Origin of the sequence: Streptomyces sp. NPDC051051 (genome assembly GCF_040682975.1) — a bacterium.
In the GTDB taxonomy this organism is placed as follows: domain Bacteria; phylum Actinomycetota; class Actinomycetes; order Streptomycetales; family Streptomycetaceae; genus Streptomyces.
The window spans coordinates 151935-166599 of sequence record NZ_JBFBCB010000010.1; the positions used below are offsets into that span (position 1 = coordinate 151935).

The 14665-nt window shown below is 72.4% G+C and carries 18 protein-coding genes; 16 read left to right on the forward strand and 2 right to left on the reverse strand.

Features of this window, described 5'->3' with window-relative positions; all coding sequences use genetic code 11:
- The first annotated feature begins 144 nt into the window (after window positions 1-144).
- The 13 genes from AB0N31_RS10985 to AB0N31_RS11045 all read left to right on the forward strand — a co-directional run bounded on the left by AB0N31_RS10985 (window position 145) and on the right by AB0N31_RS11045 (window position 10263).
- The gene (locus AB0N31_RS10985) at window positions 145-1767 is read left to right on the forward strand and encodes an FAD-dependent oxidoreductase (protein WP_366058047.1); all 1623 of its coding nucleotides are present in this window, start codon (window positions 145-147) and stop codon (window positions 1765-1767) included.
- 4 nt (window positions 1768-1771) lie between these two features.
- Window positions 1772-3628, forward strand: a complete 1857-nt coding sequence (locus AB0N31_RS10990) for a transketolase (RefSeq protein ID WP_366058069.1) — start codon at window positions 1772-1774, stop codon at window positions 3626-3628.
- 98 nt (window positions 3629-3726) lie between these two features.
- On the forward strand, window positions 3727-4629 hold the full coding sequence (gene ligD, locus AB0N31_RS10995; RefSeq protein ID WP_366058070.1) for a non-homologous end-joining DNA ligase: 903 nt from the start codon (window positions 3727-3729) through the stop codon (window positions 4627-4629).
- A 105-nt stretch (window positions 4630-4734) separates the two neighbouring features.
- Window positions 4735-5133: a gas vesicle protein gene (locus AB0N31_RS11000; protein WP_366058049.1), complete on the forward strand. Its 399-nt coding sequence runs from the start codon at window positions 4735-4737 to the stop codon at window positions 5131-5133.
- 65 nt (window positions 5134-5198) lie between these two features.
- Complete coding sequence (locus AB0N31_RS11005; protein ID WP_363088720.1) at window positions 5199-5624, forward strand: gas vesicle structural protein GvpA; 426 nt, start codon at window positions 5199-5201, stop codon at window positions 5622-5624.
- On the forward strand, window positions 5621-6373 hold the full coding sequence (locus AB0N31_RS11010) for a GvpL/GvpF family gas vesicle protein (RefSeq protein WP_366058050.1): 753 nt from the start codon (window positions 5621-5623) through the stop codon (window positions 6371-6373). The genes AB0N31_RS11005 and AB0N31_RS11010 overlap by 4 nt, the downstream gene beginning before the upstream one ends.
- 29 nt (window positions 6374-6402) lie before the next feature.
- A complete protein-coding gene (locus AB0N31_RS11015; protein WP_366058051.1) occupies window positions 6403-6666 on the forward strand; it encodes a gas vesicle protein GvpG in 264 nt (87 codons plus the stop codon).
- On the forward strand, window positions 6663-7460 hold the full coding sequence (locus tag AB0N31_RS11020; protein WP_366058052.1) for a hypothetical protein: 798 nt from the start codon (window positions 6663-6665) through the stop codon (window positions 7458-7460). Before AB0N31_RS11015 ends, AB0N31_RS11020 begins: the two co-directional genes overlap by 4 nt.
- Window positions 7460-8608 carry an SRPBCC family protein gene (locus AB0N31_RS11025; RefSeq protein ID WP_366058053.1) on the forward strand — a complete coding sequence of 383 codons (1149 nt, stop codon included), beginning with the start codon at window positions 7460-7462 and terminating at the stop codon, window positions 8606-8608. The genes AB0N31_RS11020 and AB0N31_RS11025 overlap by 1 nt, the downstream gene beginning before the upstream one ends.
- Window positions 8605-8946 (forward strand): gas vesicle protein, encoded by a 342-nt coding sequence (locus tag AB0N31_RS11030; protein WP_366058054.1) that lies wholly within the window; start codon window positions 8605-8607, stop codon window positions 8944-8946. Before AB0N31_RS11025 ends, AB0N31_RS11030 begins: the two co-directional genes overlap by 4 nt.
- Window positions 8943-9794, forward strand: a complete 852-nt coding sequence (locus tag AB0N31_RS11035; protein WP_366058055.1) for a GvpL/GvpF family gas vesicle protein — start codon at window positions 8943-8945, stop codon at window positions 9792-9794. The genes AB0N31_RS11030 and AB0N31_RS11035 overlap by 4 nt, the downstream gene beginning before the upstream one ends.
- Window positions 9791-9979 (forward strand): gas vesicle protein, encoded by a 189-nt coding sequence (locus tag AB0N31_RS11040; protein WP_363088727.1) that lies wholly within the window; start codon window positions 9791-9793, stop codon window positions 9977-9979. Before AB0N31_RS11035 ends, AB0N31_RS11040 begins: the two co-directional genes overlap by 4 nt.
- A complete protein-coding gene (locus tag AB0N31_RS11045) occupies window positions 9976-10263 on the forward strand; it encodes a gas vesicle protein K (RefSeq protein WP_366058056.1) in 288 nt (95 codons plus the stop codon). The genes AB0N31_RS11040 and AB0N31_RS11045 overlap by 4 nt, the downstream gene beginning before the upstream one ends.
- Before the next feature lie 56 nt (window positions 10264-10319).
- Here AB0N31_RS11045 and AB0N31_RS11050 read toward each other — a convergent pair whose 3' ends face one another.
- On the reverse strand, window positions 10320-10490 hold the full coding sequence (locus AB0N31_RS11050) for a hydrophobic protein (RefSeq protein WP_366058057.1): 171 nt from the start codon (window positions 10488-10490) through the stop codon (window positions 10320-10322).
- Between the two features lie 42 nt (window positions 10491-10532).
- Window positions 10533-11354: a methyltransferase domain-containing protein gene (locus tag AB0N31_RS11055; RefSeq protein WP_366058058.1), complete on the reverse strand. Its 822-nt coding sequence runs from the start codon at window positions 11352-11354 to the stop codon at window positions 10533-10535.
- A gap of 256 nt (window positions 11355-11610) precedes the next feature.
- Here AB0N31_RS11055 and AB0N31_RS11060 point away from each other — a divergent pair, with 256 nt between their 5' ends.
- The 3 genes from AB0N31_RS11060 (at window position 11611) to AB0N31_RS11070 (ending at window position 14521) form a co-directional block, all read left to right on the forward strand.
- A complete protein-coding gene (locus tag AB0N31_RS11060; protein WP_366058059.1) occupies window positions 11611-12267 on the forward strand; it encodes a histidine phosphatase family protein in 657 nt (218 codons plus the stop codon).
- Window positions 12268-12350: 83 nt separating this feature from the next.
- Window positions 12351-13970 (forward strand): ATP-binding cassette domain-containing protein, encoded by a 1620-nt coding sequence (locus tag AB0N31_RS11065; protein WP_366058060.1) that lies wholly within the window; start codon window positions 12351-12353, stop codon window positions 13968-13970.
- Window positions 13971-14188: 218 nt separating this feature from the next.
- Window positions 14189-14521 (forward strand): DUF6158 family protein, encoded by a 333-nt coding sequence (locus AB0N31_RS11070; RefSeq protein ID WP_366058061.1) that lies wholly within the window; start codon window positions 14189-14191, stop codon window positions 14519-14521.
- Window positions 14522-14665: the final 144 nt, after the last annotated feature.

Genomic DNA, 14665 nt, shown 5'->3' on the forward strand with positions numbered 1-14665 from the left:
GTCCGGGTTACCCCGCGCGCGGGCGGGAAACCGGGCCCCCGCAGGGGCCCGCGGACGTTTGGCGGGCCTGCCCGGGGGGACGCGGAAACCCCGTACGACACACTTCCCCGCGGCCCCGACGGCGCGGGGCCACCGGAGGCGAACGTGAGTCGACCCCGCATCGTGATCGTCGGAGCCGGCTTCGCCGGATACCGCACGGCCCGCACCCTCGCGCGGGCGGCCCGCGGCCGGGCCGACATCACCCTGCTGAACCCGACCGACTACTTCCTCTACCTGCCCCTGCTGCCCCAGGTGGCCGCCGGCATCCTCGAACCGCGCCGGGTCACCGTCTCCCTCACCGGCACCCTGCCGGACGTGCGGCTGGTGCTCGGCGAGGCCGGCCGCATCGACCTCGACGGGCGCACCGTGCACTACACCGGCCCCGAGGGCGAGGCGGGCACCCTCGGCTACGACCGGCTGGTGCTGGCCGCCGGCAGCGTCAACAAGCTGCTGCCCATCCCCGGCGTCGCCGAGCACGCGCACGGCTTCCGCGGCCTGCCCGAGGCGCTCTACCTGCGCGACCACGTGACCCGGCAGGTCGAACTGGCCTCCTCCGCCGACGACGCCGCGCTCTGCACGGCCCGCTGTACGTTCGTGGTGGTCGGCGCCGGCTACACCGGTACCGAAGTCGCCGCCCACGGGCAGCTGTTCACCGACGCGCTGGTGCGCGCCCACCCCCTGCGCAAGGGCATGCGGCCGCGCTGGCTGCTGCTCGACGTCGCCGACCGCGTCCTGCCCGAACTCGACCGACGGCTCTCCGCCACCGCCGACCGGGTGCTGCGCGAACGCGGCGTCGACGTGCGGATGGGAACCTCCGTGAAGGAGGCCACCCCGGACGGAGTCCTGCTCACCGACGGCGAGTTCGTCGACACCCGCACCCTCGTGTGGTGCGTGGGCGTACGGCCCGATCCCCTCGCGGAGTCCCTCGGCCTGCCCATGGAGCGGGGGCGGCTCCTCGTCGAGCCGACCCTGCGCGTGCCGGGCAGGCCCGAGGTGTTCGCGTGCGGTGACGCCGCCGCCGTACCCGATCTGGAGAAGCCGGGAGCGTACACGCCCATGACGGCACAGCACGCCTGGCGGCAGGGCAAGGTCGCCGGACACAACATCGCCGCCTCGCTGACCGGGCGCGAGCTGCGGCCCTACCGGCACAAGGACATGGGCTTCGTCGTCGACCTCGGCGGGGTCAAGGCCGCCGCGAACCCGCTGGGCGTCCCGCTGTCGGGGCTGCCGGCCGGCGCGGTCACCCGCGGCTACCACCTGGCCGCCATGCCCGGCAACCGCGTGCGCGTCGCGGCCGACTGGCTGCTGGACGCCGTACTGCCGCGCCAGGCAGTCCAGTTGGGCCTCGTCCGGTCCTGGTCGGTGCCCTTGGACACGGCCTCGCCGGAACTGGCGCGGATGCCGGACGGACGCGAACGGCAGCGGGACGCGACGTCCGCGGCCGGCGTCCCCGCCACCGCCGGGCAGAAGGCCCTGGGCGGAGGCGGCGGTGACGACACCTCCCGGACGATCACCTCACCGACCCCCGAGCCGGTGAAGAACGAGCCGGCCAGGAACCGCCCGGCACCGGAACCGGCGAAGAACCAGCCGGGCGGCGAGCCCGCGAGGAACCAGCCCGGCGGCGAACCGGCGAAGAACCAGCCCGGCGGCGAGCCCGCCAAGAACCAGCCCGGCGGCGAGCCCGCCGGTGACCAGCCGCGTCCCCTCCCCCGAGAAGGAGAGCAGTAACCCGATGGACACCGCCGAACTCAGCGAGCTCGCACAGCAGTTGCGAGTGGACAGCGTCCGCGCCTCCGCCGCCGCGGGGTCCGGGCACCCGACCTCGTCGATGTCCGCCGCGGACCTGATGGCCGTCCTGCTGGCGAACCACCTCCGCTACGACTTCGACCGTCCCGCACACCCGGCCAACGACCGCTTCGTCCTCTCCAAGGGCCACGCCTCCCCGCTGCTGTACGCGGCGTACAAGGCGGCCGGCGCCATCGACGACGAGGAGCTCCTCACCTTCCGCGAACTCGGCAGCCGCCTCGAAGGACACCCCACCCCGCAGCGCCTGCCCTGGGTCGAGACGGCCACCGGCTCCCTCGGCCAGGGGTTGCCCGTGGGCGTGGGCATCGCCCTCGCGGGCAAGCGGCTGGACCACTCCGACCACCGGGTGTGGGTGCTGTGCGGGGACAGCGAGATGGCCGAGGGCTCGGTGTGGGAGGCCGCCGAGCACGCGGGCCACGAGCACCTGGACAACCTCACGGTGATCGTGGACGTCAACCGGCTCGGCCAGCGCGGCCCCACTCGGCACGGCCACGACCTCGACGCCTACGCCCGCCGCTTCCAGGCCTTCGACTGGCACACCGTCGAGGTCGACGGCCACGACGTGGACGCCGTCGACCGTGCCTGCGGCGAGGCGATCTCCACCAAGGGCCAGCCCACCGCGATCCTCGCCCGCACCCTGAAGGGCAGGGGCGTCGAGGCCGTCCAGGACCGCGAGGGGCTGCACGGCAAGCCGCTGCCGGACGCCGACGAGGCGATCGCGGAACTCGGCGGGATCCGCGACCTGCGCGTCGAGGTGCACGAGCCGCCCGCCACCCGCATGCTGCACTCGGTGCCCACCGGCCGTCTCGACCTGCCCCGCTGGGAGAAGGGCGACCCCGAGAAGGGCGTCGCCACCCGCGACGCCTTCGGGCAGGCCCTCGCCGCCCTCGGCACGGCCCGCGGCGACGTCGTCGCCCTCGACGGGGAGGTCGGCGACTCCACCCGCACCGAGTTCTTCGCCAAGGAGCACCCCGACCGCTTCTTCGAGTGCTACATCGCCGAGCAGCAGCTCGTCGCCACCGCGGTCGGCATGGCCACCCGCGGCTGGGTGCCCTTCGCCTCCACGTTCGCGGCCTTCCTGACCCGGGCGTACGACTTCGTGCGCATGGCGGCCGTCAGCGGCGCCGGGATCAACCTGGTCGGCTCGCACGCCGGGGTGGCCATCGGCCAGGACGGGCCCTCGCAGATGGGCCTGGAGGACCTGGCGATGTTCCGGGCCGTGCACGGCTCCACGGTCCTGTACCCGTGCGACGCCAACCAGACCGCCCGGCTGGTCGCCGCCATGGCCGGGCTCGACGGCATCCGCTACCTGCGCACCTCGCGCGGCGAGAGCCCGGTGATCTACGGGCCCGACGAGGAGTTCCCGGTCGGCGGCAGCAAGGTGCTGCGCTCCTCCGGCGGCGACCGGCTGACCCTCGTCGCGGCCGGCGTGACCGTGCACGAGGCGCTGAAGGCCGCCGACGTCCTCGACGCCGAGGGCATCCCGGTCCGGGTGATCGACCTGTACTCCGTCAAGCCCGTCGACCGGGACACCCTGCGCCGGGCCGCCGAGGAGACCGGCTGCCTGGTGACCGTGGAGGACCACCACGAGGAGGGCGGGCTCGGCGACGCGGTCCTCGACGCCTTCACCGACGGGCGCCCGGTGCCCCGCCTCGTGCGGCTCGCCGTGCGGACGATGCCGGGTTCGGCGAGCCCCGAGGAGCAACTGCACGCGGCGGGCATCGACGCCGAGTCGATCGCCGCCTCCGCCCGGCTGCTGGTGGAGACGGCGGTCGTCCCGTGAGCGCCGGCGGCCGGCCCCGCGGCGACGGCCGTCGTCCGGAGGGTGACGGCCGTCCGGACGGGGACGGCGGCCGTCCTGAGGGCGACGACGTCCGCCGGGTGCGGGCCGGACGCCGCACCGTCGAGGTGCACCGGCCGGGCAAGGTGCTCTTCCCGGCCGGTGCCGACGGCGAGGAGTGCACCAAGGGCGACCTGGTGGCGTACTACCGGTCGGTGGCCCCGTTCATGCTGCCGCAGCTGCGCGGCCGGCCGCTGATGCTGGAACGGCATCCGGACGGCGTCGACGGCCCCCGGTTCATGCAGAAGAACACCCCCGGGCACTACCCGGAGTGGATCACCCGGACGCGGGTCGGCAAGGAGGACGGCACCGTCCTGCACACCGTCTGCGACGACACCGCCACCCTCGTGTTCCTCGCCGACCAGGCCTGCCTCACCTTCCACCGCTGGCTGTCGCGGGCCGGCCGGGCCGACCGCCCCGACCTGATGATCTTCGACCTGGACCCCTCCGGCGACGACTTCGCCGCCGTGCGCGAGGCGGCCCGGTGGCTGGGCGACCTGCTCGACGAGGTGCGGCTGCCCTCCGCCCTGATGACCACCGGCTCGCGCGGACTGCACGTCGTCGTCCCCCTGAACGGACGGCACGGCTTCGACGAGGTGCGCGCCTTCGCGCGGGACGCCGCCGAGCTGCTCGCCGCCGAACACCCGGAGCAGCTGACCACCGCCGCCCGCAAGAAGGACCGGGGCGAGCGGCTCTACCTCGACGTGCAGCGCAACGGCTACGCGCAGACCGCCGTCGCCCCCTTCACCGTGCGCGCCCGTCCCGGCGCCCCCGTCGCCATGCCCATCGGCTGGGACCAGCTCGACGACCCCGGTCTCGGACCCCGCCGCTGGACCGTCGCCGACGCCCTCGAGCAGGCCCGGACCCGGCCGTGGTCCAAGACGAGCGGCGCCGGACGTGCTCTGGGGCCCGCCCGGCGCCGCCTCGACGCGCTGCGTGCCTGATGCACGTACCGCCGGTGTGCAGGACGTCCCGCGACCGGCGCAGACGCGTGTGCTCCTGAAGGTTTGGCCATGGTCCTTCCGGCCACACGGAAGGAAGAGGTGGCCATGTCCAACACAAAGAACACGGCAGACACACAGGCTTCACGAAACACGCGGACTTCGCGGAGACCCCCGAAGGGCGGTTCCCCGACCGACGACCGGAAAGAGGGCGAGGACGACACCGTGACGGACGACCGGCCGAAGCCCATGGAGGTGCTGCGCCAGGCGCGTGCCCAGCTCGCCGAGCTGACCGGCATGACCGCCGAGAGCGTCTCGTCCTTCTCGCAGACCGAGGACGGCTGGTCCCTGGAGGTCGAGGTCCTCGAACTCGAGCGGGTGCCCGACACCATGAGCCTCATGGCGAGCTACGAGGTCGAACTCGACCCGGAGGGCCAGTTGACCGGCTACCGCCGCATCCGCCGTTACGAGCGTGGGCGGTCCGACGCGCGGTCCGGTGGCCGGTAGGCCGTTCGCCCGTCGAACGGCTCGGCCCCACAACCATTCATCACACACAAGGAGGTGCGGTCGGCATGACCGTGGTCCCGGCACAACAGTCCGGTGGCGGAGGCGGCTCCAGCGGCCTCTACGACGTCCTGGAACTCGTCCTCGACAGGGGGCTCGTCATCGACGCCTTCGTGCGGGTTTCTCTGGTCGGCATCGAGATCCTGAAGATCGACATCCGGGTCGTCGTGGCCAGCGTCGACACCTACCTGCGGTTCGCCGAGGCGTGCAACCGCCTCGACCTGGAGGCGGGCCCGCGCAAGAGCCCCGGCCTGCCCGAGATCGTCGGCGACGTCACCGAGTCCGGCGCGCGCGGCAAGTCCAAGGGGGCGCTGTCCGGCGCCGCCGAGACCATCTCCGGCGCCTTCAAGCAGGCCCGTGAGGAAGGCGAGACCGAGTCCCGGCCGCGTACGCGCAAGTCGACGTCCGCCCGCCGGAAGGAGGAGCAGGAGTGAGCACCTACGTCTACGGCATCACCGCCGCTTCCCACCCCGCCCTCCCGGAGGGCCTGAGCGGGGTGGGAGAGCCTCCGCTGCCGGTACGGGTGCTGCACGCGGGTGATCTCGCGGCCGTCGTCAGCGATGCTCCCGAGAACCTCCGGCCCAAGCGCCGCGATCTCCTCGCCCACCAGACCGTCCTCGGCGAGGCGGGCGCGGAGGGGTGCGTGCTGCCCATGCGGTTCGGCAGCGTCGCCCCCGACGACGACGCGGTCACCGGCGTCCTGACCGAGCGCGCCGAGCACTACCTGGAGCGGCTGCGAGCCCTGGAGAACAAGGTCGAATACAACATCAAGGCCTCTCACGTCGAGGAGGCCGTGCTGCACCAGGTGATGGCGGACAACCCCGAGCTGCGCGCGATGGCCGAGGCGAACCGGCAGGCCGGCGGCGGCTCGTACGAGCAGAAGATCCAGCTCGGCGAGATGGTGGCGGCCGCGGTCAAGGCCCGTGAGGCCGAGGACGCGGCGGAGGTGCAGCGGGTCCTGGAGCCCCTCGCGGCGAGCGTCGAGCCGGGCCCCGAGTCCACCGGCTGGCTTGCCAACGTCTCGTTCCTGGTGGACCGCGACGAGGCGGCGCGCTTCCTGGAGGCGGCGGACGGACTGCGCGAGAGCCGTCCCCACCTGGAGGTGCGGGTCAACGGTCCGCTGCCGCCGTACAGCTTCGTCGAGCCCGGCCCCGCCAAGCCCGCCGTACCGGTGGCCGACTAGCGGGGGCACACAAGCGAAGGAGCAGGGAGATGGGCCTGATCTCAGAGGTGCTGCTGTTGCCGTTCGCCCCGGTGCGCGGCAGCGGCTGGGTGATCCAGCAGGTCGTTCAGGAGGCCGAGCGGATCTACTACGACCCCGCCACGGTTCGGGCCGAACTCTCCCGTCTCGAGGAGCAACTGGAGGACGGAGCGATCACGGAGGAGGAGTTCGACCGGATGGAGGACGAGCTCCTCGACCGGCTGGACATCGCCATGCGCAGGAGTACAGGAACCGACGACGGGACAGCACGATGAACCGAGTGGGACTGGGCCTCGCGGTAGGGGCCGGATACCTTCTGGGACGCAGCAAGAAGATGAAACTGGCGCTCGCCGTGGGTTCGATGGTCGCGGGCAAGAAGCTGAACCTGACCCCGCGCGGCGTGGCCGACCTGGTGTCCCAGCAGCTCAAGGACAACCCGCAGTTCAAGGAGATCACCGAACAGCTCCGCGGTGAGCTGCGCGGTGTCGGCAAGGCCGCCTCGGGCGCGATGGTCGAGCGGCAGATGAGCGCCCTCGCCGACCGGCTGCACAGCCGTACGGACCGGGTCCGCGACCAGCTCGACGGCGTCGTCCCCGACGTGCCGGGCGGGAAGTCGCGGGACGAGGCTGACGACGGCGACGAGGACGAGTACGAGGAGCCCGAGTCCGCGCGCGACGAGGACGAGGACTACGACGAGGACGCCGAGGCCGACGAGGGGGCCGAGGACCGGGCCGACGAGGGCGACGAGGACGAGGCCGACGAGGACGCCGAGGACCGGGCCGACGAGGGCGACGAGGCCGAGGACGGGGCCGACGAGGACCGGGCAGAGGAGGACGAGGAGGAGGCCGACGAGGAGGAGCCGCCGCGCAAGAAGGCGGCGGCCCGGAAGACCGCGGCGAAGAAGGCACCGGCCAAGAAGACCGCCGCGAAGAAGGCACCGGCCAAGAAGGCCCCCGCCAAGAAGACGTCCGCGCGCGGGGCGGCCTCGCAGAAGAGCGCCGGCTCGGCCCGGAAGACGGCCGCGAAGACCGCGTCGCGGACCCGGCGGACGAAGGGAGGCGGTGAGTGATGACCGAGACACTGGGATCGGCGAAGTCCGCGGCCGGTGAAACGGCGGACAAGGCCGGCGGCAACCCGCTGACGGACCTCGCGCAGAGCGAGGCCGCCGACCGGCTCAAGGCGGAGGCGCAGGAGTACCTCGCCGCGCAGGCCCAGCGCGTGCTGGCCGGCGTCGGCCGCAAGCTCGGTGAAACCACCGGCAAACTCAACGACATCGCCGAGGGCAAGAGCCCCGGCCTGGCCAAGATGGCCCTCGACGGAGGCCGCAAGCTGGCCGAGGGCAAGAGCCCGATGCGCACCGCCATGGAACTCGGCGCCTCGAACATCAAGGACAAGGTGACCGGCGCCTTCAAGAACCTCGGTGGCGGCAAGGGCAAGGGCAAGCGCAAGAGCGGGTCGGGCTCCAAGCCCACCGTCATCATGGAGCAGATCGACGTCGGCGTGTCGCTGCGCACCGCCTACGACCAGTGGACCAAGTACCAGGACTTCAGCACCTTCGCCAAGGGCGTCAAGAGCGCGAGCCGCGCCGACGACACCACCAGCGACTGGCAGCTGAAGGTCTTCTGGTCCAACCGGAGCTGGAAGGCGAAGACCACCGAGCAGATCCCGGACGACCGGATCTCCTGGACGTCCGAGGGTGCCAAGGGCACCACCAAGGGCGTCGTCTCCTTCCACAGGATCGCCGACAACCTCACCCGCGTCGTGCTGGTCATCGAGTACTACCCGACGGGCCTGTTCGAGAAGACCGGCAACATCTGGCGCGCCCAGGGCCGCCGTGCCCGCCTCGACCTGAAGAACTTCGCCCGCTTCATCACCCTCAAGGGGGAGGCGGAGGACGGCTGGCGCGGCGAGATCCGCGACGGCGAGGTCGTCCGCTCCCACGAGGACGCCCTGGCCGAGGAGGAGAAAGAGGCCGAGGAGTCCGAAGAGTCGGAGGAGCCCGAGGAGTCGGAGGAGGCCGAGGGCGAGTACGACGAGGACGAGCCGGAAGCGGAGTACGACGAGGAGGACGAGGAGGAGGGTGAGCCCGAGGACGAGTACGAAGAGGACGAGGAGGAGGGCGAGCCCGAGGACGAGCCTGAGGCCGAGGCCGACGAGTACGACGAGGAAGACGAGGAAGAGGCCCCGCAGGACGAGGACAGGAGGAGCCGTCGATGAGCATGCCGAGCCGGATGCCGGAACCGTACGGCCAGAGCGGCGGCGCCAACCTCGCGGACATCCTGGAACGCGTCCTCGACAAGGGCATCGTCATCGCCGGTGACATCCGGATCAACCTGCTCGACATCGAACTGCTCACGATCAAGCTCCGCCTCATCGTCGCCTCGGTCGACAAGGCCAAGGAGATGGGCATCGACTGGTGGGAGGACGACCCGGCGCTGTCCACCCGTGCCAGACGTGACCAACTCACCAAGGAGAACGCCGAGTTGCGTGAACGACTGGCTCGCCTGGAGGAACTGGAGCCGGGCCGTGCCCGCACCAGGGAGGAGTCCTCATGACCGGACTGCGGTACGTGTACGCCGTCTGCCGGCCGGTCGGCGCGCCTCTGCAGGCCGAGCTGACGGGTGTGGCGGGCGCACCGGCCAAGATGCTGCACCACCACGGCCTGATCGCCGTCGTCAGCGACGTGCCCGCGCAGGACTTCGCCGAGGAACCGCTCCGCGCCCACCTGGAGGACCTGGACTGGCTGGCCGCGACCGCGCGCGGCCACCAGCAGGTGATCGACGCGCTCACCGCGGTCACCACGCCGCTGCCCCTGCGGCTCGCCACCGTCTTCCGCGACGACAGCGGCGTCCGCGTCATGATGGAGGAACGCGAGGAGTACTTCCGGCGCACCCTGGACCGGCTGGAGGGGCGCGTGGAATGGGGCGTGAAGGTCTACGTCGAGCCCACGGGCGAGGAGACCGCCGACCCGGACGCCGCGGCGGCGAAACCCGCCTCGGGGCGCGACTACCTCCTCCAGCGGCGCAGTAAGGCGAGGGCGCAGGAGGACACCTGGCAGCGGGCGGAACGGTTCGCCGGCCGGCTGCACTCCCTGCTCTCGGAACACGCGGACGCGGCCCGCCTCCACGCACCGCAGAACTCCGCCCTCTCCCGGTCCTCGGGGCAGAACGTGCTGAATGCCGCCTATCTCGTGCCCCGCACGGAATCCGAGGAATTCGTGGAACGCGTGGACCGCACGAAGGACGAGGAACCCGGAATGCGCGTCGAACTCACGGGACCGTGGGCGGCGTATTCCTTCGTGGATCCCCCGGCGGACGACGAGGCCGCGGAGAGCCGCGCGCAGGGCGCGGGCAGCGGCAGGGACGAGGAGAACGGCGGGAGCGCGGGGGAGGCGGGCTCATGACCGTCGTGGAGCGCCGCGAGATCGCCCTCGTCGACCTGCTCGACCGGCTGCTGGCCGGCGGGGTCGTCATCAAGGGCGACATCACCCTGCGGATAGCGGACGTCGATCTGGTCCGCATCGATCTCAACGCGCTGATCAGCTCCGTGAACGAGAACGTCCCGTCGCCCTGGGAGGAGCTTTCGTGACCACGCCGCGCAAGCGTCATGTCGATCTCGAGCCCGACACGGTCGAGCGGGATCTGATCAAGCTCGTCCTCACCGTCGTCGAGCTGCTGCGTCAGCTGATGGAACGGCAGGCGCTGCGCCGCTTCGACCAGGGCGACCTGTCCGAGGAGCAGGAGGAGCGGATCGGGCTCACGCTGATGCTGCTCGACGACCGGATGACGGAACTGCGCGACCGCTACGGCCTGCGGCCCGAGGACCTGAATCTGGACCTCGGGCCGCTCGGACCGCTGCTGCCCCGGGAATGAGGCGCCCGACGGGATGCCGCCCGCGGGGGCGGCGGTGAGGTGCTCCCGGGGCTAATTCACCACCTGTACCAACGACCCCGGCCCCCGCTCACGGTGGTACCGCGCATCAGGAACCCCAGGAGCCAGAGAACGAGAACCGCGATCGCGATCCACCAGAGCACCTTCACTGCGAATCCGACACCGAAAAGAATCAGCACCAGAAGCAGTACCAGCAGGATGGGAACCATAGTTTCGACCTCCTGCCGGCCGAGTTTCCCCGAATGTGCGATTCAGGCGTCCTTTCTGCACAGAATTTCCCCGTGCAGAACGGCGAACCAGCCGTCCTCCTGCCGTCCCCATTCCCGCCAGGCCCCGGACACGGCCCTCAGTCGCCCGGCGTCGGCGTGCCCGCCCTCGACGGCCCGGTCCGCGTAGGCGGAGGCCAGGGTGCGGTCGGCCCACAGGGCGCTCCACCAGGCCCGCTCCTCGGCGGTGCTGAAGGTCCAGGTGGCGGAGGTGGCCGTGACGTCCGTGAAGCCCGCCTCCCGCGCCCAGGCCTTCAGCCTGCGTCCGGCGTCGGGTTCCCCGCCGTTGGCGCGGGCCACCGTGCGGTAGAGGTCCAGCCAGTCGTCCATCCCGGCCGAGGCCGGGTACCAGGTCATGGCCGCGTAGTCCGAGTCGCGGACGGCGACGTATCCGCCGGGTCTGGTGACGCGCCGCATCTCGCGCAGCGCCTGCACGGGGTCGCCGACGTGCTGGAGCACCTGATGGGCGTGGACGACGCAGAACGTGTCGTCCGGGTGGTCGAGGGCGTGGACGTCGGCGACCGTGAAGTCGACGTTGGTCAGGCCGCGTCCGGCGGCCGTGGCCCGCGCCTGCTCCAGGACGCCGGGCGCCCGGTCGGCGCCGGTGACGTGGCCGTCGGGGACGAGGGCGGCCAGGTCGGCGGTGATGGTGCCCGGACCGCAGCCGATGTCCAGGATCTTCATGTGCGGCTTCAGTGAACCGAGCAGGTACGCCGCCGAGTTGGCGGCGGTCCGCCACGTGTGCGACCGCAGTACCGACTCGTGGTGTCCGTGCGTGTAGACGGCGGTCTCCCGCGTTCCCGGCATGGCTCGGCCCCTTCTTCACGGCCCGGTCCCCGGACTCGGTGGAGCCCGGGGGCTGACGTCCGTCACCGTACGCCCGCAGCCGTATGTTGAGACAGTTCGTTCCGAAAAATGGACTGACGGTGCGTCAGCGAAGCGCGGTGGGCCCGGGGCCCGACCTTGGGGCGGGCCCCGGGCGGACGGGTGCCGTCGGCAACCCGCGGGTACCCTGCAGGGGTCGATCCCCGCGCGAGGCGGCACGGCACCGGAAGGTGAGCGCATGCGTCTGCTCCTGGTCCGCCACGGTGAGACCCCCACCAACGTGGAACGCCTGCTGGACACCGCCGTCCCCGGCCCCGGCCTCACGGCGCTCGGCGAGCGGCAGGCCGCCGCCCTGCCCCAGGCCCTCGCCGACGAGGACATCGACGCCCTGTACGTCTCCACCCTCGTGCGCACCCGGCTCACCGCCGCGCCGCTGGCCGCCGCCCGCGGCCTGGACGTCCTCGAGCGCGACGGCATCCGGGAGATCTCCGCCGGCGACCTCGAACTCCTGCCGGGCGAGTCCGAGCAGGGCGAGCTGTACCTGCGCACGGTGTTCGCCTGGGCGGCCGGCGACCTGGAACTGCGCATGCCGGGCGGCGAGAGCGGCACCGAGTTCCTGGAGCGCTACGACACCGTGGTCGCCGAGGCCGCCGCGAGCGGCGCCCGCCGCGTCGCCCTGGTCAGCCACGGGGCCGCGATCCGCACCTGGACGGCGGCCCGCGCCCGCAACGTGGACGTGCCGTTCGCCGCCGCCCACCGACTCGCCAACACCGGCGTGATCGTCCTCGACGGCACTCCCTCCGCCGGGTTCGAGGCCCTGACCTGGGCGGGCGCGACCGTGGCACCCGCGGGCGAGGGCGGACCGGCCGGCGAGCCGCTCGGCGCGGCCGGATGATCTCCCGGCCCGCGGGGACCGCGCCGGCGAGGCATCGATAAGGGTTTGCCGCATCCGGCCGGCGGCCCGCAGAATGCACCCTCATGGGACATCTGGAAGCCGCGCACCTCGAGTACTACCTCCCCGACGGGAGGGCGTTGCTCGGCGACGTGTCCTTCCGGGTGGGCGAAGGGGCCGTCGTTGCCCTGGTGGGACCCAACGGCGCCGGCAAGACGACCCTGCTGCGGCTGATCTCCGGCGAGCTGAAACCGCACGGCGGCACCGTCACCGTCGGCGGCGGGCTCGGCGTGATGCGCCAGTTCGTGGGCTCCGTACGGGACGAGACGACCGTACGGGACCTGCTGGTGTCGGTGTCCTCGCCGCGCATCCAGGAGGTTGCGAAGGCCGTCGACAAGGCGGAGCACGCGATCATGACCGTGGACGACGAGGCCGCGCAGATGAGCTACGCGCAGGCCCTGTCCGACTGGGCCGAGGCGCACGGGTACGAGGCCGAGACGCTGTGGGACATCTGCACCACGGCCGCCCTCGGCGTGCCCTACGACAAGGCCCAGTTCCGCCAGGTGCGCACCCTGTCCGGCGGCGAGCAGAAGCGGCTGGTGCTGGAGGCGCTGCTGCGCGGCACCGACGAGGTGCTGCTGCTCGACGAGCCCGACAACTACCTCGACGTGCCGGGCAAGCGGTGGCTGGAGGAGCGGCTGAAGGAGACCCGCAAGACGGTCCTGTTCGTCTCCCACGACCGCGAACTCCTCTCCCGGGCCGCCGAGAAGATCGTCTCCGTGGAGCCGGGACCGGCCGGTGCCGACGCCTGGGTGCACGGCGGCGGCTTCGCCACCTACCACGAGGCCCGGCGCGAACGCTTCGCCCGCTTCGAGGAGCTGCGCCGCCGCTGGGACGAGAAGCACGCCCAGCTGAAGAAACTCGTCCTGAACCTGCGTCAGGCGGCCTCGATCAGCCATGAGCTGGCCTCCCGCTACCAGGCCGCGCAGACCCGCCTGCGCAAGTTCGAGGAGGCGGGCCCGCCGCCCGAGCCGCCGCGCGAGCAGGACATCACCATGCGCCTCAAGGGCGGCCGCACCGGCGTGCGGGCCGTCACCTGCAAGAGCCTCGAACTGACCGGCCTGATGAAACCCTTCGACCTGGAGGTCTTCTACGGCGAGCGGGTCGCCGTCCTCGGCTCCAACGGCTCCGGCAAGTCGCACTTCCTGCGCCTGCTGGCCGGCGACACCGTGGCGCACACGGGGGAGTGGAAGCTGGGGGCGCGGGTCGTGCCCGGCCACTTCGCGCAGACCCACGCCCACCCGGAACTGCTGGGCCGCACCCTCCTGGACATCCTGTGGCAGGAGCACTCCCAGGACCGCGGCGCGGCCATGTCCCGGCTGCGCCGCTACGAGCTGACCCAGCAGGCCGAGCAGGCCTTCGAGCGGCTGTCCGGCGGGCAGCAGGCCCGCTTCCAGATCCTGCTGCTGGAGCTGGAGGGCGTCACCGCCCTCCTCCTCGACGAGCCGACCGACAACCTCGACCTGGAGTCCGCCGAAGCGCTCCAGGAGGGGCTGGAGGCCTTCGAGGGCACGGTCCTGGCCGTCACCCACGACCGCTGGTTCGCCCGCTCCTTCGACCGCTACCTGGTCTTCGGCAGCGACGGCCGGGTCCGCGAGACCCCGGAGCCGGTGTGGGACGAGCGCCGCGTGGAGCGCGTCCGCTAGCGGCCGGAGACGGCCCTCACGCCCGGCGCGGTGCTGCCCCGGGGCGGCCCGCGGTCGGGTGCGGTTAGTGGGCGGGCTCCCGGCGCGCCGGGGGTGCCGGTGCAGCCGGAGGCCCGGGAGCCGGATTGTTCGTACAGTGGACTCAAGGACGCGAGATCCATGGCCCCTCCCGGATGCCGGCCGGACGTCCGTGCCGCGCGGGCGGGTACCCGGACCCCATGGACGCACACGACGAGTGGGGTACCACGATGACCGGAGTCGACCCCGACCGGCTGGACGACCAGCAGCTCATGAAAGAGCTGGAGACGATCCACCGCACCCGCCACGACACCTTGCTGTACGGCTCGAACGACGCCCTGCGCGCCCACAACGACCGGATGGCGAAGCTGGAGGGCGAGTACCTGCGCCGCAACCCGCGGCGCTTCGTCTCGCCCGCCCGCACCCGCGACGGCGCCCGGGAACGCGCCGGCCGGGCCGACGGCACCGACCGCCCGGGCACGCCCGTCGGCAAGTGGGGTCCCGGTACGGCGAACGGCCCCGGCCGGGTCTGAACCCCGCCGGAGCCGTTCGCCCACCGGTCCCCCGGTGCACGGGAGCCCTTAGGGCGTGTTTCGAAAGTAGCGTCGTCTGCCCGAAGGGCAGGCCCGGCGGCGTCTGGTGCGTGCGATCGCAAGGCGGAGGGTCGCCCCGATACT

What these genes read in the sequence shown, in the direction of transcription:
- AB0N31_RS10990 (WP_366058069.1), top strand. Translation starts at nt 1,772, where the DNA reads ATGGACACCGCCGAACTCAGCGAGCTCGCACAGCAGTTGCGAGTGGAC.
- AB0N31_RS11000 (WP_366058049.1), top strand. Translation starts at nt 4,735, where the DNA reads ATGTCCAACACAAAGAACACGGCAGACACACAGGCTTCACGAAACACG.
- AB0N31_RS11005 (WP_363088720.1), top strand. Translation starts at nt 5,199, where the DNA reads ATGACCGTGGTCCCGGCACAACAGTCCGGTGGCGGAGGCGGCTCCAGC.
- AB0N31_RS11015 (WP_366058051.1), top strand. Translation starts at nt 6,403, where the DNA reads ATGGGCCTGATCTCAGAGGTGCTGCTGTTGCCGTTCGCCCCGGTGCGC.
- AB0N31_RS11020 (WP_366058052.1), top strand. Translation starts at nt 6,663, where the DNA reads ATGAACCGAGTGGGACTGGGCCTCGCGGTAGGGGCCGGATACCTTCTG.
- AB0N31_RS11025 (WP_366058053.1), top strand. Translation starts at nt 7,460, where the DNA reads ATGACCGAGACACTGGGATCGGCGAAGTCCGCGGCCGGTGAAACGGCG.
- AB0N31_RS11030 (WP_366058054.1), top strand. Translation starts at nt 8,605, where the DNA reads ATGAGCATGCCGAGCCGGATGCCGGAACCGTACGGCCAGAGCGGCGGC.
- AB0N31_RS11035 (WP_366058055.1), top strand. Translation starts at nt 8,943, where the DNA reads ATGACCGGACTGCGGTACGTGTACGCCGTCTGCCGGCCGGTCGGCGCG.
- AB0N31_RS11040 (WP_363088727.1), top strand. Translation starts at nt 9,791, where the DNA reads ATGACCGTCGTGGAGCGCCGCGAGATCGCCCTCGTCGACCTGCTCGAC.
- AB0N31_RS11050 (WP_366058057.1), bottom strand. Translation starts at nt 10,490, where the DNA reads ATGGTTCCCATCCTGCTGGTACTGCTTCTGGTGCTGATTCTTTTCGGT.
- AB0N31_RS11055 (WP_366058058.1), bottom strand. Translation starts at nt 11,354, where the DNA reads ATGCCGGGAACGCGGGAGACCGCCGTCTACACGCACGGACACCACGAG.
- AB0N31_RS11060 (WP_366058059.1), top strand. Translation starts at nt 11,611, where the DNA reads ATGCGTCTGCTCCTGGTCCGCCACGGTGAGACCCCCACCAACGTGGAA.
- AB0N31_RS11065 (WP_366058060.1), top strand. Translation starts at nt 12,351, where the DNA reads ATGGGACATCTGGAAGCCGCGCACCTCGAGTACTACCTCCCCGACGGG.
- AB0N31_RS11070 (WP_366058061.1), top strand. Translation starts at nt 14,189, where the DNA reads ATGGACGCACACGACGAGTGGGGTACCACGATGACCGGAGTCGACCCC.